This is a genomic window from Colwellia sp. BRX8-9 (genome assembly GCF_014077245.1).
Lineage (GTDB): Bacteria > Pseudomonadota > Gammaproteobacteria > Enterobacterales > Alteromonadaceae > Colwellia_A.
In genome coordinates, this window is sequence record NZ_JACGVN010000032.1 from 24,870 (window position 1) to 45,027 (window position 20,158).

The 20,158-nt window shown below is 36.6% G+C and carries 19 protein-coding genes; 13 read left to right on the forward strand and 6 right to left on the reverse strand.

Features of this window, described 5'->3' with window-relative positions; translation table 11 throughout:
- Nucleotides 1-3: 3 nt before the first annotated feature.
- The 4 genes from dgcA to gltS all read right to left on the reverse strand — a co-directional run bounded on the left by dgcA (nt 4) and on the right by gltS (nt 4,335).
- Nucleotides 4-1,071, reverse strand: coding sequence for an N-acetyl-D-Glu racemase DgcA (gene dgcA, locus H4J70_RS18785; RefSeq protein ID WP_182216857.1), 1,068 nt, complete (start codon nt 1,069-1,071; stop codon nt 4-6).
- Nucleotides 1,071-2,066, reverse strand: a complete 996-nt coding sequence (gene dgcN, locus H4J70_RS18790) for an N-acetyltransferase DgcN (RefSeq protein WP_182221656.1) — start codon at nt 2,064-2,066, stop codon at nt 1,071-1,073. Before dgcN ends, dgcA begins: the two co-directional genes overlap by 1 nt.
- A 128-nt stretch (nt 2,067-2,194) precedes the next feature.
- Complete coding sequence (locus H4J70_RS18795; protein WP_182221657.1) at nt 2,195-3,070, reverse strand: LysR family transcriptional regulator; 876 nt, start codon at nt 3,068-3,070, stop codon at nt 2,195-2,197.
- A 50-nt stretch (nt 3,071-3,120) separates the two neighbouring features.
- Nucleotides 3,121-4,335: a sodium/glutamate symporter gene (gene gltS, locus H4J70_RS18800; RefSeq protein ID WP_182216851.1), complete on the reverse strand. Its 1,215-nt coding sequence runs from the start codon at nt 4,333-4,335 to the stop codon at nt 3,121-3,123.
- Between the two features lie 335 nt (nt 4,336-4,670).
- Here gltS and H4J70_RS18805 point away from each other — a divergent pair, with 335 nt between their 5' ends.
- The 3 genes from H4J70_RS18805 (at nt 4,671) to H4J70_RS18815 (ending at nt 10,382) form a co-directional block, all read left to right on the forward strand.
- Nucleotides 4,671-7,541, forward strand: a complete 2,871-nt coding sequence (locus tag H4J70_RS18805) for a TonB-dependent receptor domain-containing protein (protein WP_182221658.1) — start codon at nt 4,671-4,673, stop codon at nt 7,539-7,541.
- Between the two features lie 98 nt (nt 7,542-7,639).
- A complete protein-coding gene (locus H4J70_RS18810) occupies nt 7,640-8,812 on the forward strand; it encodes a M14 family metallopeptidase (protein ID WP_182251684.1) in 1,173 nt (390 codons plus the stop codon).
- 10 nt (nt 8,813-8,822) lie between these two features.
- Nucleotides 8,823-10,382 (forward strand): amidohydrolase family protein, encoded by a 1,560-nt coding sequence (locus H4J70_RS18815; protein ID WP_182251685.1) that lies wholly within the window; start codon nt 8,823-8,825, stop codon nt 10,380-10,382.
- A gap of 232 nt (nt 10,383-10,614) precedes the next feature.
- Here H4J70_RS18815 and H4J70_RS18820 read toward each other — a convergent pair whose 3' ends face one another.
- Entirely contained in the window at nt 10,615-10,779 is a 165-nt protein-coding gene (locus H4J70_RS18820; protein WP_182251686.1) for a hypothetical protein, read from the reverse strand.
- Nucleotides 10,780-11,013: 234 nt separating this feature from the next.
- Between H4J70_RS18820 and H4J70_RS18825 the strand changes: the two genes are divergently transcribed.
- Together H4J70_RS18825 and H4J70_RS18830 are read left to right on the forward strand one after the other, a co-directional pair.
- A complete protein-coding gene (locus tag H4J70_RS18825; protein ID WP_182251687.1) occupies nt 11,014-13,077 on the forward strand; it encodes a CapA family protein in 2,064 nt (687 codons plus the stop codon).
- A 49-nt stretch (nt 13,078-13,126) separates the two neighbouring features.
- Nucleotides 13,127-13,600 carry an ArgR family transcriptional regulator gene (locus H4J70_RS18830; protein ID WP_182216839.1) on the forward strand — a complete coding sequence of 158 codons (474 nt, stop codon included), beginning with the start codon at nt 13,127-13,129 and terminating at the stop codon, nt 13,598-13,600.
- A gap of 56 nt (nt 13,601-13,656) precedes the next feature.
- Here the strand turns inward: H4J70_RS18830 and sbcB are convergent, their stop codons facing one another.
- Entirely contained in the window at nt 13,657-15,135 is a 1,479-nt protein-coding gene (gene sbcB, locus H4J70_RS18835; RefSeq protein WP_182251688.1) for an exodeoxyribonuclease I, read from the reverse strand.
- Nucleotides 15,136-15,281: 146 nt separating this feature from the next.
- On the opposite strand from sbcB, the gene H4J70_RS21065 reads away from it, so the two are divergent.
- The 8 genes from H4J70_RS21065 to H4J70_RS18875 all read left to right on the forward strand — a co-directional run bounded on the left by H4J70_RS21065 (nt 15,282) and on the right by H4J70_RS18875 (nt 19,907).
- Nucleotides 15,282-15,578, forward strand: a complete 297-nt coding sequence (locus tag H4J70_RS21065) for an Arm DNA-binding domain-containing protein (RefSeq protein WP_182251695.1) — start codon at nt 15,282-15,284, stop codon at nt 15,576-15,578.
- Nucleotides 15,579-15,838: 260 nt separating this feature from the next.
- On the forward strand, nt 15,839-16,294 hold the full coding sequence (locus H4J70_RS18845) for a hypothetical protein (RefSeq protein ID WP_182216355.1): 456 nt from the start codon (nt 15,839-15,841) through the stop codon (nt 16,292-16,294).
- Nucleotides 16,295-16,348: 54 nt separating this feature from the next.
- Complete coding sequence (locus tag H4J70_RS18850) at nt 16,349-16,831, forward strand: hypothetical protein (protein ID WP_182251689.1); 483 nt, start codon at nt 16,349-16,351, stop codon at nt 16,829-16,831.
- A gap of 154 nt (nt 16,832-16,985) precedes the next feature.
- On the forward strand, nt 16,986-17,738 hold the full coding sequence (locus H4J70_RS18855; RefSeq protein WP_220465926.1) for a nucleotide pyrophosphohydrolase: 753 nt from the start codon (nt 16,986-16,988) through the stop codon (nt 17,736-17,738).
- A gap of 12 nt (nt 17,739-17,750) precedes the next feature.
- A complete protein-coding gene (locus H4J70_RS18860) occupies nt 17,751-18,071 on the forward strand; it encodes a hypothetical protein (RefSeq protein ID WP_182251690.1) in 321 nt (106 codons plus the stop codon).
- Nucleotides 18,072-18,156: 85 nt separating this feature from the next.
- Nucleotides 18,157-18,435 (forward strand): hypothetical protein, encoded by a 279-nt coding sequence (locus H4J70_RS18865; RefSeq protein WP_182251691.1) that lies wholly within the window; start codon nt 18,157-18,159, stop codon nt 18,433-18,435.
- 33 nt (nt 18,436-18,468) lie between these two features.
- On the forward strand, nt 18,469-19,551 hold the full coding sequence (locus tag H4J70_RS18870; RefSeq protein WP_182251692.1) for a WYL domain-containing protein: 1,083 nt from the start codon (nt 18,469-18,471) through the stop codon (nt 19,549-19,551).
- Nucleotides 19,552-19,571: 20 nt separating this feature from the next.
- Entirely contained in the window at nt 19,572-19,907 is a 336-nt protein-coding gene (locus H4J70_RS18875) for a hypothetical protein (protein ID WP_182251693.1), read from the forward strand.
- Nucleotides 19,908-20,158 lie beyond the last annotated feature (251 nt).

Consider the following 20,158-nt stretch of genomic DNA (forward strand, 5'->3'; position numbering starts at 1 on the left):
AAATTAATCAATAAGTAAATTACTCGCTGCTTGCAATGTATGCGGACCGCCCCATAAAATCGGTGGAAGAGGTTGCATCACCCCTTTGTCAAAACTGAAACCAAACTCTCGGTCATCGCGTATAAGTAATGGACCGTCTAAGTCAACATAACGTGCTTTGTTAACAAGTAATGCAGCTGGGGCCATGGCTAAAGAACTTCCAACCATACACCCGAGCATAATTTCGAAGCCTTGACGTTTTGCTTGCTGAGCCAGCAAAACTGCTTCGGTTAAGCCGCCTGTTTTATCGAGTTTTATATTAATAACTTGATAACGACCTTTTAAATAATCAAGCTCTGCACGAGTATGACAGGATTCGTCAGCGCAAAGAGGAATGGGTGAGTCAAAATTAATTAAGGCTTGATCATGTCCAGCTTGAAGGGGTTGTTCAATTAAAATAACGTTTAACGCTTTAAGCTGTGCACAGTTGTTCGCCAAATCATCAATTGACCAGCCTTCGTTAGCATCAACAATGAATTCGCTGTTAGGCGCTGCCTGCGCGATAGCTGTCATTTTTTTGATAATATCTTGATTATCAAGCTTAACTTTAACTAATGGCGGGTTATTAAGTTTAGTAACGGCTTCAGCCATAGCTTCAGGCGTATCTATACTGAGTGTTTGAGCTGTAATACAAGCTTTAGCAGGATCAAGGTGTAATAATTCTTCGACCGTTGTGTTTAGTTTTTTAGCTTGTAGATCCCACCAAGCACAATCTAAAGCATTTCGTGTTGCTCCTGCAGGTAAGGAAGCAAGCGTTTCACCAATGTTTTTATTGGTTATCTCGGTTAAAGCTAGCGCGCTAATTTGTTCCATAACAATATCCACAGATTCATTATAACGAGCGTATGGTACTGCTTCCGCCCAACCACAATGTGTTCCATCATCTATTGTTACTACAACCACATTTGCTTGAGTTTTTGCGCCTCGAGCAATACGAAAAACACTTTTTAATCGCAGTTGTTCATTGAAAACGTTGATTGTCAGTTTGTTAACTGAATGCTGTTTTTCACTTGCTTTATTTTCTGTCACCATTACAAAGTAGCCACAATGCTATCTGTACCATCTCTTAATGGGTCAACACAAGGAAGCGAAAATTCCTCACTTAGTTTAGCACAAATACGTTGCCCTTCTTCGACGCTAACACTTGAAGTATTCACCGTAATACCCACAACTTTAGTGTTTGGATTGGTTAATTTTGCGGCTTGTAAATTTAAGTTGATGGTTGCCTCAATGCTCGGAAATTTACTATGAGGTAAGCCGCGCATATAACTACGATTTAAGTCATGACAAATAACCAAAGCATCAGGTTGAGAACCATGCAGTAAACCTAAACTAACCCCTGCAAAAGCTGGGTGAGAGAGCGACCCTTGACCTTCAATAATATCCCAATGTTCGCTATCATTATTCGGAGATAAAGACTCAGCGGCCCCTGATAAAAAGTCTGAAATAACACAGTCAATAGCTACACCAGTACCTGCTATTAAAATTCCGCATTGTCCTGTTGCACGAAAATCAACATTCATTTTATGTTTTTTCATTGATTTCTCTAAGCTTAGAGAGGTATACATTTTTCCAACCGAGCAGTCAGTTCCTACCGTAAGGAGCCTTTTACCGGTGCGCTTAACGCCAGTTCCCGTAATAAATTCGGCTTTAGGATGACGAATATCAAGTAATTTTCGGTTTTTTTCTTTAGCTTTAGCGACAATTGCTGGGAAATCGGTAAGTTTATTGTGCAAGCCACTAACTATGTCCATGCCGTTGTCTAAAGCTTCAATAATATAGGGTAGCCATTTTTTATCTAGTACACCGCCACTGTTGGCAAAGCCAAGAATGAAAGATTTTGCGCCTTTCTCCGCGGCTTGCTTGATATTTAATTTTTTAATTCCCGTTGAAACTTTACAACCAGTAACCGCATATTCACCAATGCATAGTTCTGGGCGCCAATCTGAAACACCACGCGCCATTTTTATTGACAGTTGGTCGGTGGCGTCGCCGATAAATAATAAGTATGGAGAAGCAATATGCATAGCTGTATTCCTAAAGTTAAACGTGGATAATTTTTATTTGTATCCAGAGCTTAACTTAGTGAGCATGCATTAAAAGTGACAAGGTTTTAATTGATCATAACCTAGGGTTATGTTTGTGTTTTATTCCTTTAAAATCCTTGGGTTAGGTATGGCATAAACTCATCAATAACCTTTGAATACTTACGGTTTTCAAGATGAACAGCATTTATATTAAAAGCTAAAGTGGGTTCGAAAGATGCTATAGCGACATTATCGCTTAAGTTACCTTCTGCAGTAAAACGGTCGACAACACATACACCTACGCCTCTAGCGACTAATCTAGCGGCAATAAAGTAGGTTTGAACTTTGATTGTTGATTTGAAATTAATGTCTTCCTCCATAATTCTTGCCCATAGCATTTCAGCTAAGGGGCCGCTGTCGCTTATGTCAATAAATTCAAGATCACAGACTTCATTAAGGGTTAACTTTGTCGGACAATGCGGGAATTTGTCTTTAGGATAGACAATAACCAGTTCAGATTGTGCTAATGAAACAGAGGTCAACCCCGGCAGTGTTTTAGGAGAAAACAAAACCGCTAAGTCACATTTATGCTCTAATAGCGTTTGCATCATTTCGTCGTTATGAATAGTTTGAATATCGAAAGTGACATTAGGAAAGTCTTTATGGAAGTTGGCAATGACATTTGGGATAACATCAAAACCAAGTGCAGGAGAAACCCCTAAACTTATGCTTCCAAATTCTGACTTTTTAATATTTTGCGCGGTATTTTTGATTGAACGCATTTGTTGATAAATTTTGTCAACCTCATCAAAGAGCATTTCAGCTTCATCCGTTGGGATAAGTCGGCCCTTAACCCTGTCAAATAAGTTAAAACCTAATTGAAGCTCAGCATGAGATAACACTTTACTGACAGACGGTTGCGACACATGCAATATTTTAGCGGCATTGGTGATTGAACCAGTGGTATAAATAGCATGAAAAATTTCAATATGTCTTAAGCGCATTGTGTTTCCTAAAAATCAAAATATTAATGAGTGTTTTATACTGTCCGACTTTAACCATTCATAAATGGAAAACTTAAATATAACTGTATAACCAACGCATTGGTAATATCAATAAAAAATGCACCAACTAGTGGCACAACCAAAAATGCTTGAGGGGAAGGGCCATGACGAGAAACCAAAGATTCCATATTAGCAACCGCCGTTGGTGTAGCGCCTAAGCCGAACCCACAGTGCCCACCAGCCATAATTGCAGCGTGATAATTTTTTCCCATTATTCTAAAAGTGATAAAATAAGCAAATAACATGAGCATGACAGCTTGTACGAGAATCATAAATATCATTGGGCCAGCTAGGCTAACTAACTCCCAAATTTTAAGTGACATTAATGCCATTGCTAAAAACATTGAAAGTGCCATCGTACCCCATAAATCAATACACGCTCGGCTAATTTTATAGGTTTTAGTGAACTCGGTAAAATTGGTAATAACAACGCCTACTAATAATGGAATTAAAAAAGCAGGTAACACAACATCCACAGATTTTAGGGCTAAATAACCGATATTACCTAAATACATACAGCTTAAAATAACAAATAAAGTTTCCATCATCTTTCTTGGCGTAACAAGATCATGATCATCAGGATCAAAGGTGATGGTATCGTCAAGTTCTTCGTGGTACGAGTTGTCGGGTTTCAAATTGTATTTTGTGATCAATCTTTTGCTGACGGGGCCACCAACAAGCCCACCTAAAATTAGACCTAAAGTTGCGGCCGCCATCGCTAATTCAAAGACACTACTAGGTAAACCATATTCATTAATGAATAAATCAGAGTATGTTGCACCATTACCATGGCCGCCAGAAAGGGTAACTGAACCACCAATGAGTCCCATTAAAGGATCTAGTCCTGTAGCCATTGCTATCGAAACACCCACCGCATTTTGCACAATTAAATATAAGGTGGCGACACCCAGGAACAACAAAACTTTAGGACCACCTTTAATAAGTAACGCAAAACTTGCACCTAATCCGACCGTTGTAAAAAAAATGGTCATTAATGGTGTTTTAAAAGACATGTCGAATAGAAAGTTTACCTCAAAATATATATATAAAATGGCTGAAAGTATTGAGAACACAATGCCTCCTACCACAGGTTCAGGAATATTATTATTTCTTAAAAACATCACTTTACTATTTAAAAAGTATCCCGTGAAAAGAATTAATAAAGCGATTATAAATGTTTCTATTATTGATATTTCTAGTTGCATGTTATTTGTTGCCTTTATTTTTATGACACTTTTATTTTTATAGTGAATGAACTGTATGTTCAAAAACAGAAATCTGATTGTAAAGGGTAATCAACCAATAAGCAGTTCAAAAAGTTAACAAAAGCATAACCAAAGGTTCTAATCAATCAACTATCGCATATATAAACGCTTACTTTATGATAATCTTGATTGTACATAACTTTAGGTTATAGGGTTCGGATATTCTAGTAATGGTATTGTTGAATGACTTTGGGCAAGGTGAGTTTAATAAAAAAATGATCGGATATAAATATTCGACAAAAATGACCACAATTAAATTATACAAGGTGGAAGAAATGAAACAACAAGCGAAAAAATCATATAAATTAAAGCACTTAACCTTATGCGTTATCACGGCATTAACAGCCCAAGTTACTTTTCAAGTTCATGCCGAAGAAACATCAACTGAAGCAGAAGAAAAGAAAGTAGAGCGAATTAGTGTTATTGGCTCTAACGTTAAACGTGCTACTGATATTAGTCCATTGCCCGTAACAACAATGACGGCTGCGGATATTGAAAACTCAGCTGCAATGTCTGGAGATGAACTACTACGCTCCATTCCACAAATGGGCTCTGTTAATTTTGGTGAAACTACCGGTTCTTCAAACGTCAATGATGCCCGTGGTGATGTTGGCTCATTCAACCTGCGTGGTTTAGGTGCTGGTAATACCTTAGTATTACTTAATGGTCGCCGAATGGTAAATCATCCTGGTACACAATCTAAATCAGGCGCTAACAAAGTACCTGTAAATACCGTTAACTCAAACACTTTACCTGTTTCAGGCTTACGTTCATTAGAAGTGTTGCGTGATGGTGCTGCTGCTGTTTACGGCTCGGATGCTATTGCTGGCGTAGTTAACTATGCGCTTGATAGTGAATATGTTGGTAACAAAGTGAGCCTTAGACATGGTGGTTCTCAAGGTACACCATTAAATGAAACAACTTTTACTTATTTAGGTGGTGTCGAGCTTAATAACGGTCTTTCTAACCTTGTTGGATCTTTAAGTATTTATAACCGTAACGGCATGATGGCAACAGAGCGTCCATATTCGGCAAGTCACGATAGACGCGAATACGCAGGGTTACCTGAAGAATTTATTGGTGATACACAATTAGATAATCGAAGTTCAGATACGCCTTGGGGCGAGTTTGACAGTGATAGCTTAGGAAGATTTCATTTACAACCTGACACTTTATCAGGTTGTGTAGATTCAGCACTGACAGTTGAAAATGTTTGTGTTGACCAGGGCAGTTCCGGTAGAGATATCCGTTTTGATCGAGGAACCACTCGTCCTTTATCTTCAGATGCAAAAAGAGTTAACTTTTATACTCACTTTACGCATGAAGTTAATGATGATGTTGAGTTTTTTGCGGAAGGTATTTATTACCAAGCGGAATTGACGAATCAATCAGAGCAAAATCATAACGGCAGTAAGCATCGCTTTAATATATCTGCAGATGCCTTTTACAATCCATTTGGCGAAGAAGTAACTTTACGCAGATATCGTCCTACTGATATAGGGCCAAGAACAGTTACGGTTGATGACAGTAGTTTTCGTGTACTTGCCGGCTTTAAAGGTTATATGGGTGCATGGGATTGGGAAAGTGCTGCATTTTATAGTGAAGCCGAAACGAATGACCGAAGCACACGTATTGATGTAAATGCCTTTGAAAAAGCAGTGAACAGTACAGATTCAGCCACCGCATATAACGTTTTTGGTGGTGGTGATGTTAACAATCCAAATACTATTGGTAATAGAACTTTAGTGTCTCCATCAATCAGCGACCAGTTTTTAATTGAAGCGCATACTTTATCGCAAACTAGCCTTGCGTCGATTGATTTCAAAGCAAGTAACCCAGAAATTTTCTCTATGCCAGCCGGTGACGCTGGGCTTGCTGTAGGTATTGAGTTTCGCCGTGAAACTTACGACAGTGACCGTTCAAAATATGTAGACGGAAGCTTGCCTTTTATTGATGCTTCAGGTGTTGTGAATGAAAGCTCATTGTATGGAAGTAGCGCAACAACTGATTCTAGTGCTAGCCGTAATGTAGGTTCAGCTTATGCAGAGCTTATCGTGCCATTAATTGACAGCGGTGATCAGTATGCTGAAGTTCAATTAGCAGCACGCTATGAAAATTTTTCTGATGGCGGTGATGCACTTAAACCTAAAGTTGCTTTATTTTACAAACCGACAGATTGGTTAAGTGTGAGAGCATCGTATGCTGGTGGCTTTAAAGTACCTGGCTTACAACAAAGCTCTGAAGAAGCAAGCATGCCACGTCGTTCTTCTAAGTATGACCCTGTAACTGATGAAACCTATGCGGTTATTGATAACCGTCAAGGTAATTCAGACCTTGAGCCAGAAGACAGTGTGAATACCTCTTTTGGATTCGTTCTTGAACCGACTGATAACTTAACGTTCACTATCGATTATTGGAATATTGACCAAGAGAATCTCGTTTTTCTTGCTCCTTATGAAACGGTGCTAGCGCACGATTATGTGATACGTCAAGACGGAGGCACTGGTAATTCTAATGTTATTCGTGATGGTGAACTAGTTGCTAGCCAAGTAAATAACCGATATATAAATGCAGCAAGCCAAGAATTGACAGGTATTGATTTTGGCATAGTATATGATTTTGAAACATCATTTGGTGATTTTGAATTTAACATTAATGCAGCACATTTAACTAAATATGAAACATCTGTTGATAGTCTTTCTGCAATCGTACTTGAAGCACAGAAAAATTTAGATAAATATCCTAACCTTGCAGAGGTAGAAGTTGCAGGTGTCGGCGATTTAATCTTAAAAGATGGTAATCCTGAATGGCGTGCTAAATCGTCGTTAAACTGGAAACTTAATCAATGGGGAGCTGGTATAAGTGTTAATTACGTCAGTGAATTTATTGATACCAGTGCAGATTATACCAATGATGATGAAGTAAAAGTGTTTTTACCGATTGCTAGTATGACAACTGTAAATGTATATGCGTCATATAAATTTGGTAAAGGTAGCCCTCTTGAAGGTACATACGCACGTTTAGGTGTTCGAAATATTGCTGACGAAGAGCCGCCATTAGCAGATAACTTCTGGCACGGTTACTCAGGAGATTACCACTCAAACCGTGGTCGTTACGTTTATTTAAATCTAAGTAAATCATTTTAAATATTAATATTTTCTTACTGTAAAATAACAAAGATGGCTTGGCAAATCACTTTAGCCGAGCCATCTTTATATTAACCATTCAACTTTAAAGATTAATTATGAAAAAATTATTATTTATTTGCGCATTGTCATTTTCAGTCTTATTACTTGCCGCTTGTGCTTCAAATGATGAAAGTATTAATACGCAAACATGTAATTCGGGCAATGTTATTTTAACCGCTGATTTTTCTGCAGGACGTATGGATGAGTGTAAGTCGCTTGGAAATAACGAGTATTTAATCCAACTAAAACCTGAAAATACTCCTATTAACTCAAGCCCATGGTATGCATTTAAAATACAAGCCAAGCAATCAGCAATGATTAAAATAACGATGATAGTGAAGGGGGACAAACACAGATACCTTCCTAAAGTTAGCCAAGACGGACAAAATTGGAAGCTACAACCCCATAAAATTAATGGTAAACGACTGATCATGAATATTGAAGCATCACCAAATGCGATTTATATTGCGGGTCAAGAAATTATCGATAACCAATACTATATAGATTGGGCGAATAAACTGATTAGCAACGATAACATCGGTCTTGATGTATTGGGACAATCGGTACAAAAACGTCCTATTTACAAAATTGAATCAATAGGCTCTGGTAATGAATGGCTAGTGATCTTGGGGCGTCAGCATCCCCCAGAAGTTACCGGCGCTTTAGCGTTATTTCCTTTTGTTGAAACATTACTTGCAGATAACGATTTAGCTAAGCAGTTTCGTGATAAATATAACGTATTAGTTATTCCCAATATTAATCCAGACGGTGTGTTTATGGGGAATTGGCGACATAATGCCAATGGTTTAGATCTGAATAGAGATTGGATTAACTTCAGCCAACCCGAAACCCAGCATATAAATAACTATCTAAGGTCACTCGTAGCAAAAGGTGAAAAAATCAAATTTGCCGTAGATTTTCATTCAACACAGAAAGATGTTTTTTACACCATGCCAGTAAATTACGGCGTAGAAGAACCTTATTTTGTTAAGCATTGGTTAGGTCAATTAGACAAAGCCATGCCTAACTTTAGAGTATTACTGCAGCCAGGAAATACACCGAATAATGGCGTGTCGAAACAATATTTTGCGGATCATTATAATGTTCATGCTATTACTTATGAGATGGGTGATGAATCAAATCGTGAAAACATTAAAATTATTGCGAAAAATGCATCAACACTATTAATGAGAACAATGCTGTCGAACACTAATCATAATAAAGAATAGGTCAGGGTTAATGAGTCAGAAAATGATTAAACAAGTATTAATAACGGGCTGTTTGCTTAGTTTATTTTCTTGTTCTTTTGAACCGAAAGAGCAGGTTGATACCTTAATTAAAAATGGCCAAGTTTACACAGGTATCCATGGTGAAGCACAAGCATTAGATATCGTACTATGCGGTGATATTATTTGTGGTGTTTATCCACAAGGTGATCATAACGTAATTGCTAAAATAGTCATTGATGCTAAAGGCAAAGTAGTTAGCCCAGGTTTTATTGATCCACATACACATAGCTTAGCAGAGCTTTATAGTCAGGATAAAAATCATAATTTAAATTACCTGACCCAAGGCGTAACGACGGTTATTAATGGAAATGATGGTGAAGGTCCCGTCGATATTGCAAAAGCAGCTGAAGACCTCGAAGCTAATGGTATTGGTACTAATGTTGGTTTACTCGTTGGTCACGGCAGTCTGCGTGAAGAAGTAATGGGCCGAGCTCAACGTTTTGCAACAAAAGAAGATCTTGACGAAATGTCGCTATTATTGACGAAAGCAATGGAGGCTGGCGGGCTAGGTTTATCAAGCGGGCTTTATTATGTACCGGGAAGTTTTGCCAATACCGAAGAAGTCGTAACGCTGGCTAAAATTGCGAGTAAATATGGCGGGGTTTATGATACGCATTTACGCGACGAAAGTACTTTTAATATCGGTTTAAGTGCAGCAATCGACGAAGCTATTCATATTGCAAGTGCAGCGAATATACATCTTCACCTTGCTCATATTAAGGCGTTGGGTGTTGATGTTTGGGGGCAAAGTAAAAATGTCATTGAAAAAGTAGAGCAAGCTCAAGCGAGCGGTTTAAGTATTTCAGCTGATCAATACCCTTGGTTAGCTTCAGGCACTAAATTACACAGTGCAGTAATGCCCAAATGGGTCATGGCTGATTCAAAAGAAGCCTTTTATAAACGATTAAATGATCCTAAGTTAGCCGAAAAACTACGTAGCGAAATTACTGAAAACATTCGCCGGCGCGGTGGACCAAAATCATTATTGATCACTGCTTTTAAAAACCAAGAGCTTGTTGGATTAACTCTAGCTGAAGTGGCAAACAAAAGATCATCAGACGCCATTACTACAGCGATTCAATTAGTACAAGAAGGTGATGTTCGTGTTGCCTCTTTTAATATGTCGCCACAAGATGTTGAAAAATTCATGATACAACCTTGGGTGGTTACATCGTCAGATGGAACTAATGGTCATCCAAGGAAGTATGCGAGCTTCCCTAAAAAATATCAAAAGTATGTTGTTGAAAAGAAACTACTTACTTTAGCTGACTTTATTAAAAAAAGTTCAAGTCAAACGGCTGAAATTCTTGGTTTAGACAATAGAGGGAAATTAGTTAAAGGCTATAAAGCTGATATTATTGTATTCAATCCAAAAACCTTTAGTGCGAAGGCTGACTTTTCTACTTGGAACCAATATTCAACAGGGATAGAGCATGTGATGCTAAATGGTGAATTAGTCATTCATCAAGGAAAGTATTTGAAAAAGCTTGCCGGTAAATTTGTTAATTAACTTGCTCATTAGTTAATAACGGTAATACGTAAGTGGAAACCATAACGTTATTAAACCTTAGTTCAATAACGTTTTTTCTCATGATGAATTAATTACATCTCCTGTTATCACAGGACGGGATCTAGACAATAATAAAGCTGTTAAATCGTATTAACACTAAAGTTTAAAAATCTTTAAAAAAGTTGTTTTGACATTTACAACCAAGTCCACCCAAAAGCAATCATTCAATTTCTTAATTATACCCTAATATATAAAAGGGCGTTATATCGTCGCTTTCATAAGTAGACTGTGAGGGTTTAACATGTGCATCACTTAATGTACTACGCGTAAAAAATGAATTGGCTGTTTTCTTATCTTCAGTTGTTTCTCCATCATTATTAGTTGTTGAATTTTTCATTATTGCCTCTGTTTCATCATTAATAGGGTATGACTTATCCTCACTCAATTATCTCAACATTAATATTTATAAAATTTTGGTGATTCATAAATGAAGGCTATAGGTAATGCTAATGAGTTTAATCAGATTTAAGTCCATACCCTTAGGTTATAGGGATGTTTGTTTTATGAATAAAAGTTTCAATGAAAAATCTATATAGTAGTACATGTTGATTGTTTTAAATTAGGAGTTTTAATGAACAAGTTCTGGTCAGTTTTATTATTCATGGTAACGGTAAACAGTTTCGCTAACGATACTTTTGTTATTAATGGCAAGGTAAATACCGAACAAGGAAAATCACTTGCTGGTGTTGATGTGCAGGTGGGAGATAAAAAAGTTACCACAAACCAGAAAGGCACATTTGTTATTCATGCTAATATTTCTGATAGTTACCAAATTGTTTTATCCCATCCTAATTATTTCTCTAATGTTCAAACATTCAGCCATTTTGAATTATCGCAATCTCTAGATAAAGAGAAAAACATTAGTGATATAACTTTAGTTAAAAAAGCGAAAAATCGGGTTATGTTGGCCTTTGGTGGCGACGTTATGATGGGACGACGGTTTTATAAACCTTATTTTGGTGATGAAATATTGATACATCCAGATAATAAAGCAGCAGATAGTCGCGCTATTGTCTCGCATATTAAACCTTACATGAGTATCGCAGATTACGCTGCCGTTAATTTAGAAACACAAATTGCCGATGAAAAACCGACTGAACGAGCACCAAAGTCAGTCACTTTTTATTCTCAACCTGAAATATTAGATGCGTTAAGTTGGGCAGGTATTGATTATGTATCACTCGGTAATAACCATACTTATGATTATATGGATTCAGGATTACATTCTACGTTAAAGTTTTTATCTAAAAGTCAGTTGGCTTATTCTGGTGCCGGTATTAATGAAAAGTCTGCCTTGAAAGCCCATGAACAAAAAATAAAGAACAATAACTTTTCTATGCTTGGTTACGTAGGTTGGGAAGGCAGCGCAAATCCTTCACAAACGGCAAATAACGATCATGGTGGTGCAGCATATGGCTCGATGGAAAATATGTTGAGTTCTGTGACCAAGCAAGTCGAAAAAGGTAATATCACCATTGTTCAATACCATGGTAGCCAAGAATACGCCAATAGCCCTACAGGGGTTACTGAACAACGATTGAAATCTTCTTTAGATTCAGGCGCAGCGTTAGCTATAGCTCATCATCCTCATGTTACTCAAGGTTTAGAGCTTTATGACAATAAGTTAATTGCCTATTCAATGGGGAATTTCATATTTGATCAAAACTTTAGTGCGACTCAACATAGCTTTATTTTGTATGTATGGCTTGATGGTGAAAAATTTCATCGCGCAGAAATAGTGCCTATTTATGTTAAAGGTTATAAACCAACACCTGCAACAGGTACTAATCGCTATACGGTAATGAAACGCCTTAAAACATTGTCTAAAATTCGTAATACGGAAATAACCCAATCAGGAGGTCACGGTGTTATTACCGCTAATAAAGTTTTAGATACAGTTCAACCTCAAGACACATCAAAAACACAACTAACGTTTAGCGCTAATGAACGTGTTACCAGTTTATATCAATTGCCATGGCAAGCACCTATCACACAAATCGTTTTACCTAATAACAAGGTGAGTTATCGTTTAGGGACAAACCTTATTAATGGCAGTGACTTTGAAACCTTTATGCTTTTTGATAGCCCTGAACGCGGTTGGTTATTTGACCGGGAAAGTACGTCGATTAATGATTTTGGTGCAAGTGGACAACATAGCTTATCGATACAATTAAAACCATTACAGAGCAATACTTTTGGTATGCAGAGTTTTAAAAGAGTATATAAACCAAGTAGTGCGATGACATTAAAAGCAAAATTCAATGTACAAACTTCGGTGAAAATCAATTTCTATTGGCAAGGGCGAAAAACCCGTCAAAAACTGTTTGATGCCTTTGAAAATGGTGAAAAACATTTAATTGGCTCAATAGATTTAAGTGAAAATACAGAATGGCAAAATGTTGAAATAGAGTTTGATTCACCACGAATTGGCTATAAAAGTTATCGAGTCATTGCTCAAGCTATTCTTGAAAATGGAGAGGAGTTAACGCTTAATATTGATGATTTTGCATTGATAGAATGGCAAACAGCTTATAGCAAACAGGTTGAACCGAGTAATTATAACAGTCAAAGCGCTCAAGCATCGTATTTAGGGATTGACCGTTTTATTGAACAACCTATAACGCTAAAGCATTAGATTAGGAAGAAACCTTTGTTTTATATAACGGAAATAGTAGACAATATTTATGATTAATATTTCAGAACCTGAGCTACTTGATGCGGTAAAATCGTTGTTAAATGACCAGCGTTTCGGCTCTCAGTTACAATTAACGCGTGCGTTGTCATTACGTGGTTTTGATAATATTACACAAACACGAATTTCACGTTTATTGAAAAAGGTGGGCGCAATAAAGTTTCGTAATAACAATAATGACGCTGTTTATCGGTTGCCATTAAAACAACACATTCCTCGAGCTAAACAGTCTATTGACTCTGTGATTCTAGAAATCAAACACAATCATATACAAATAATTATCAAAACGGTTATTGGTGCAGCGACATTGATTTCAAAGATTGTTGAGGATATGGGCGAGCGCTTAGGAGTTCTAGCCTGTATGGCGAGTGATAATACAATATTAGTCATTCCATGTGACGTGAGTAATATTGAAGAAACAACAAATAACCTTATAAATTATCTAGATATGAATTGCGATAGTTAAGTTTCATGTCTTAGATAGTTAACGTTTAACTATCTAAGGCATTCATATTATTAGCCTTAAGACTGTAAGTATTGATAAAGCGCTTTAAGCACCTTCATTTTTCCTGCATCGCTCTCATGTTCATGCGCTAAATTCTCTAACGTGATCATAAACTCATCAGCACTTAATAAGCCTTTGCCACCAAACTGAATTTTGTCTTGGCAACGCTGCTGCCACTTTTGTTGTTCAGCACTGCTTAAGGTTAATGGATAATTTCTGGCTCGATATAAAAACAATAAAGGCATTAATCGTTCATCTTGAAAAATAAACGGGTGAGTCGCTAATTGTTCAGGTGAAAGCTCACGTAGAATATCCATTTGTGCTTTGTCACCGTGCGAAAAGAAATTACCTCCATACAGAGAGTGCTCAGCGTCTGGCTTTGCTTGGTCGCTATAGTCTTCGGCAGCAAATACTTCCGCTAATTTATCTCTAACATCTAAATGTTGTTTTAACTTAGCCAAATTTGCTAAACAAAGCTCGCGAGGGATCTTCAAACGTTCGGCATTTTCAGGCAATAATGTTTTTGCTGGCGCAACAATAGGGCACTTGTTGAGATGAATAAGTTTTATGGGAATGGGTAATTCGTCATCGGCTAATTCATCGTGTCGAGTATACAATCGCGCTTTGATTTCATCGCTACTTAAATCAAATAATGGCTGTGGATCTAACGCTAAGTCTACAGCGATAATGGCATTTTTATTAACCGGATGATAAGCAAAAGGGGCGAACCAGCTGGTACAACCGTGCTCCGATGAAATTTTACTTGAGGTATGCACAATGGGCGTCATATTATAAACGTCAATTAATTCAGCAACCTGCTTTTTATTTCTCAAATTAAAAATAAAATCATAAAGCTTAGGCTGTTTTTCTTTAATCAACTTTGCCATCGCAATAGTGGCATAAACATCACTCATCGCATCATGCGCGGCTTCATGAGCAATGTCATTGGCTTTAGTTAATAACTCAAGACGAAAACTAACCACTTGTTCGCCATCTCGCTCAACGGTTGGCCAGTTTATACCTTCAGGGCGAAGGGCATAACAAGCTCGTACCATATCAATAATATCCCAACGAGAATTACCATTTTGCCATTCCCGTGCATAAGGGTCGTAAAAATTACGATAAAGAAGGTAACGGGTAAATTCATCATCAAAACGAATACTGTTATAGCCAGCAACGCAGGTATCAGGTTGGGTAAATAACGTATGAATACGTTCAGCGAACTCAACCTCAGATAAACCCTCTTGCTGAGCTTTCTGCGGAGTAATACCCGTAACTAAACAAGCTTCCGGCTGCGGAAGATAATCTTGTGGCGGCCGACAATAAAACATTTCTGGTTTGCCAATAATGTTTAAATCATGATCGGTTCGTATACCGGCGAACTGAGACGGTTTATCAAACTTCGGCGATATACCGAAAGTTTCATAATCGTGCCAGAGGATCGTTGGCTGGTTCATAGTGTCACTCTGTGTAACGTTACGTTCTTTGTTGTTCATATAAATCAACTATTTAACTCTGTTGTATGTGTTGTTGTGTAACATTGGATATCATCGTGTTTTCTACCGTTATAAATAAAAGTGTCCCATTTGTGTACCCATGATAAAAATTACAAGGTAATAAAAATGGCACTAAGTGATTCAAAATTAAATCTTTATTAAATAAAAAACAATCCAAACGTTTCGATATAGCTGACCGTGATAGTTTAAGTGTACGTGTTTCGGAGTTCTGTACCATTACTTTTCAATATAGTTACCATTACCATGATAAACCATCTCGTATTGCATCGGGACGTTATCCTGATATTTCATTGAAACAAGCGGGTGAGAAGATACCAGAGTTACGACAATTGTTAAATGATGGTCTTAACCCAGCTGTTCAAAAAAAACGCTCTAAAGAAAATCGAAACGCAACGTTAGAGGAATGTATTGATTGGTTTTGACAGTACAATTTTAGATCATTAATTAATTCATGGACACACAGTAATCTTATCCTTGCCGCAGATATCTGTTTGAGTTATGTGTTTTTGAATATTATTCATACCTTCCTATCACTACTTTTGTGTCCAAGCATGAACTTGTGTACCTAAGACAATATATGTCCCACTACTTCTTATAATGACCTCATCAATTCGACATGTTTATGTATTTGTCACATATCACATCGAATTATTTGTTATTAATGGTTAAGCAGGAGAGTCGCATGAATAAAGTTATTCAAACAATTTACACAGTTAAAGCGTTGGAACGTCTAGGGGCAATGGAGAGACGTAGCAATAAAATACCACAGGCAAACTTACAGCTTGCGCCAATGTTACATTGGGTTGCTAATTTTTTCTATTGCTATGGCTGCTTGGTAATAGGGCTAATTATATTTGCATTAACTCCATTAGAAAGTGAAATATCAGGAGTGATTATTAGTTTTGTGACTTTTTTATATTTCAGCATGAAAGAGTGGTATGAAATGTGGGAAGACAGAGCCGAAGAGATACGCGAACTTGATATCGCAGAGGTATACAGTTGGAAAGAGTTATCAGAAGCTGAAATGCATAAACTTGCTTTGAGTATTCAAAACAGACCGTCACATGTTTTGCTAAGTTATATCCTTTACTTTGTTCCGCATACCTTATTTTCAGCACATTTTTATTCAATGTTCTGAATGTTTACAAATAGCAGTATTTAAAAACTCATTTACTAAAAAAAGGTGAGCACTATGCAAATTTCAAATGATGTAGCGAGAGCAGAAATGCTGAGTTTTTTTAAGGCTAGAGCCGAAGATAAGCAAATTAACAGTACCGAAGATTATGAGAAGCACTTATACAAAGTCATTGTTCAGCACCTGAATGTCTTTAGTGGGGAATACTTGTTAGAACAAGAGCTAACTGAAGGCAAACAGGAGGGATTTGAATACCTTACATGGATGGCAGCAGTTGAGTGCTACGAAATCAAACATGACTTACCTAGAAGGTTGAGCCAATTGAGATTTGACTTAGATCTTAAAGTTAATAATAAACATAAAGATGTAAATTTGATTGATTTGAATAAAGATATCATTGTCTTGAAGTCTCGTTTACCTGCTGAATATAAGACACTTGGCTCTTACAGTGAATATAAGTTCCATTTATATAAATTTATTAATGAAACTTTTTCAGGTAAAAAAAAACTGATTACGATATATGTTATTGGGGCGACTTAGTAAGGCTATATGAGTTAGAAAATAGATTGCCGTTAATTTGTCGTGAGTTAATTAGTTTGGAGAGATATAGAGGAATTAGAAGGCTAAGACAAAAAATGACTTAGTGGTGAGTATAATGATTTCAAATTAGTTTATAACTACGAATAAGGCACTTATGAATACAGTCAATAATCAAGTATCTGAAGATTACTTTATACACCGCATTAAACCTGAGTACCAAAAAGAAGCTAATATTTTGCTGGCTACTACTGGTGTTCTTAACAGTTTTTCTGGCAAGTACACTTTAGCCATTTCCAACTGCACTATGAAGCCAGTAGCACTATCTTCAATGAATCATCAGCATTGCCTTTATAAAGCATCAGTGATTAATCAAGATGATGTTGTCGTTGATACATTTAATTGTGAGGGTTCTCCAAATCAGTGCTTTGAATACCTTGCACATCGTTTTGAACAATTGCTAACAGGGCACGAAGATCAAATTTATTTAAAGCAGCATGCTGAATTAACTCTAGATGACATTCTAGTCACTGAGAACTGTAAGCCATCACAAGTCTCAATTGATAAGCAATCATCATTATCAGTGGTACAGGAAGAAGTTGATGAATGGATTAATACCTTGGGTGTCCGTTACTTTAGCGAGTTAACTAACTTATCAAACCTAATTGAAGAAGTGGGAGAAGTAGCTCGTTTAATAGGTCGTGAGTATGGGGAACAAAGCTTTAAGAAAGGTGAAAAACCAGAGTGCATTAAAACCGCCATTGCTGACGAGTTATCCGATGTGCTGTTTATTGTCGTGTGTTTAGCAAATCAGCTTGGTATTAACTTAGATGAAGCCTTTGCTAAAAATATGGATAAAAAGACCAATCGTGATACTACTCGTCATAAAAACAACAGCAAGTTGAAATAAGGGGGTATTTATATGAAAAATGAAATGACTAATTCTACAGAGAATGCAAATGTAATTAACATGCTAAGTCTTTGGGTTACTCCTGATATGTGGCAAGACAAAACTCTCTTTGTTGAAATCAAAGAAGTTATTCAAAAACTGACTGAACAGACTTCATATCAATTATCTGAACGTGAATTATTTCTCACTCAAGAGCTTACTAATGGGCTTTTAGATGCCACTTTAGTGTCATTTAATAAAGCTAATGGGTTGTTAAAAGAAAAGCTAGCCTTGTCACTAAAAGAAATATTGGAATTTCAATCTTTTCTTCTAACTGGTGCTGATATCCACTAAATCAGTAGTTGGAATCAGGTTGGGATTTTTAATGTCCCAGTCATTGTTTACAATGAACATATAAATCATTATTGTTGAGGTTGCGATGGAATATATTACGGTGTTTTTTGGTTCGTTATTAACGGTTTATATGCTGGGCATAAACTCTCAATTAGTTAGAGATAAAAATTGCATCGGAGCATTTTCTTTAGCCTGGTTTATCTCTTTATCTAATATGCTCTATATCAAAGTATTTGTAATGAGTGATGAGTTTATGCTCACTTATCTTTGTTCAGCACTAGGAAGTGGAATAGGAATTGTTTTATCTATTCTTACTTATTCGAAAGTACATGAATTATTAACGAATAAAAAATATTCGCTTTAAATTCAAACGTTTTACTAAAGGATAGAAAATCAAATGGAATTAACCCAAGAAAAGCTAATCGAGTATATTCCTGTTGGTCAAGATAACGCTATTGATATGGCGTTATTATTAAAAAAATTTGGTGTTGAGCTGACTGTAGGAGATAAAGATGCATTTAGTTTTAAAAGACGAATGGCAAGATATCTAGAGTCAATTCAAGACTACACTGATGAATTAAAAAAATTGAAACAAGGGAGAGGCAATGCTTTTTATTGGACGACCCTTGCTCAAAAGTCAGAGTTTTTGTCTGAAAAATTTAAGCCGAGCATGAAATCTATCGGTGAAAATAGGTCCTTAGCACTTAATATGATAGAGAATCATCTCTATGACTTTTTGCCTCCATCAGTTAAAAGTGAATTGAGCGACGATTTTGACCGAGCAGCAAACTATTTAAGTAAAAATACCACAAGAAATAATTGGCAAGCCAAACTTAACTTCCACCCAAGTGGTTACCCTTTAATTAATAATGCAAATGATGAGTTTTATAATGAAATTTATTCTGCACTAGAATCAGAACGCGTTATATCTATTAAATATGATTCAATTCATAAATCTATTTCAAATACCCTGACTATTTCACCTCAACAATTACAATATCAAAATCATCAACTTTTGTTACTTGCATATATTCATGAAACTTCACAGCTTAAATATTTTGAAGTTCCAAGGATTTTAAATTTCAGCATAGTCACAGACAAAAACATGTTTTACAAAAAACAAAATTTAGACGATTGGAAGGTAACTCTACCTTTTAAAGCTCATGTTCATACATGGGTAAAAAACTATTTTGATAACGTATCACTAGGAAATAATCAACTATACACCCAGCATTCTAAAGAAACATGGATTATTGAAGCTGACATAACAATTCCTAAACATTTCAAACATAATGATCCGGACCCATTTTTCTTTGCGAATATGTTAGGCATGTTTGCAGATGCAATGGAAGTTTTAGAGCCAGAATGCTTAAGAAAAGAAATGATAAGAAGGGCGCGGCAGCATCAGAGCTTATATTTATGTGAAGGCGATAGTACAGACGTTCTAACGCGTAGCCCCCATGAAACATCCGTAAAATAGAAAATAAAAAGAGAAATTAAATGGCAAATACATATATAAAGCTACCTTTCAGTCAAGGGGATGCGAACAAAGGAAAGCACGATGATGGTTTTTGGAGTGATGCATTAAAAAGACATTTAAACCTTAAATCGGAAAAGGGTTTTCTAATCGGAGCTCGTCAATGTCTCTTAGACCAATTGCCTGATAAAGAGTCATTAGATTATTGGTTACGTGATCGTTATGCTCGTTATCCAGACGTGAAACAAGTAGTTGCAGAGGTAAAAAACGCTTTACTAGTAACAGGTGATTTTGAAATAAGAAAAGTTAGTAATGAAAATAAAGGAAGAGATCCAGAGTGGGTGTTTGTTATTCGTTAGTATTATAAGCAAGACATGTAATGTCTCAATGATAGTTATAATAGCTACATTAATTTGTAATTAGCAAAGGATGCATTAATGACTAAACCTCGTTACTTAACTAAATCTCGTTTCAAAATGGCAACGGAATGCCCAACCAAGCTTTTCTATACCGGTAAAAAAGAATACCCAAATACCATGCTTGATGACCCATTCTTAGCAGCCCTTGCTGATGGTGGTCATCAAGTTGGCGAATTAGCTAAGCAGTATTA

Excerpts from the sequence above, each read along its gene's own strand:
- H4J70_RS18865 (WP_182251691.1), top strand. The coding sequence starts at position 18,157 with ATGGAATATATTACGGTGTTTTTTGGTTCGTTATTAACGGTTTATATG.
- H4J70_RS18815 (WP_182251685.1), top strand. The coding sequence starts at position 8,823 with ATGAGTCAGAAAATGATTAAACAAGTATTAATAACGGGCTGTTTGCTT.
- H4J70_RS18830 (WP_182216839.1), top strand. The coding sequence starts at position 13,127 with ATGATTAATATTTCAGAACCTGAGCTACTTGATGCGGTAAAATCGTTG.
- H4J70_RS18795 (WP_182221657.1), bottom strand. The coding sequence starts at position 3,070 with ATGCGCTTAAGACATATTGAAATTTTTCATGCTATTTATACCACTGGT.
- dgcA (WP_182216857.1), bottom strand. The coding sequence starts at position 1,071 with ATGGTGACAGAAAATAAAGCAAGTGAAAAACAGCATTCAGTTAACAAA.
- H4J70_RS18860 (WP_182251690.1), top strand. The coding sequence starts at position 17,751 with ATGAAAAATGAAATGACTAATTCTACAGAGAATGCAAATGTAATTAAC.
- sbcB (WP_182251688.1), bottom strand. The coding sequence starts at position 15,135 with ATGAACAACAAAGAACGTAACGTTACACAGAGTGACACTATGAACCAG.
- H4J70_RS18810 (WP_182251684.1), top strand. The coding sequence starts at position 7,640 with ATGAAAAAATTATTATTTATTTGCGCATTGTCATTTTCAGTCTTATTA.
- gltS (WP_182216851.1), bottom strand. The coding sequence starts at position 4,335 with ATGCAACTAGAAATATCAATAATAGAAACATTTATAATCGCTTTATTA.
- H4J70_RS18805 (WP_182221658.1), top strand. The coding sequence starts at position 4,671 with ATGAAACAACAAGCGAAAAAATCATATAAATTAAAGCACTTAACCTTA.
- H4J70_RS18875 (WP_182251693.1), top strand. The coding sequence starts at position 19,572 with ATGGCAAATACATATATAAAGCTACCTTTCAGTCAAGGGGATGCGAAC.
- H4J70_RS18820 (WP_182251686.1), bottom strand. The coding sequence starts at position 10,779 with ATGAAAAATTCAACAACTAATAATGATGGAGAAACAACTGAAGATAAG.
- H4J70_RS18825 (WP_182251687.1), top strand. The coding sequence starts at position 11,014 with ATGAACAAGTTCTGGTCAGTTTTATTATTCATGGTAACGGTAAACAGT.
- H4J70_RS18870 (WP_182251692.1), top strand. The coding sequence starts at position 18,469 with ATGGAATTAACCCAAGAAAAGCTAATCGAGTATATTCCTGTTGGTCAA.
- dgcN (WP_182221656.1), bottom strand. The coding sequence starts at position 2,066 with ATGCATATTGCTTCTCCATACTTATTATTTATCGGCGACGCCACCGAC.
- H4J70_RS18855 (WP_220465926.1), top strand. The coding sequence starts at position 16,986 with ATGAATACAGTCAATAATCAAGTATCTGAAGATTACTTTATACACCGC.
- H4J70_RS18845 (WP_182216355.1), top strand. The coding sequence starts at position 15,839 with ATGAATAAAGTTATTCAAACAATTTACACAGTTAAAGCGTTGGAACGT.
- H4J70_RS18850 (WP_182251689.1), top strand. The coding sequence starts at position 16,349 with ATGCAAATTTCAAATGATGTAGCGAGAGCAGAAATGCTGAGTTTTTTT.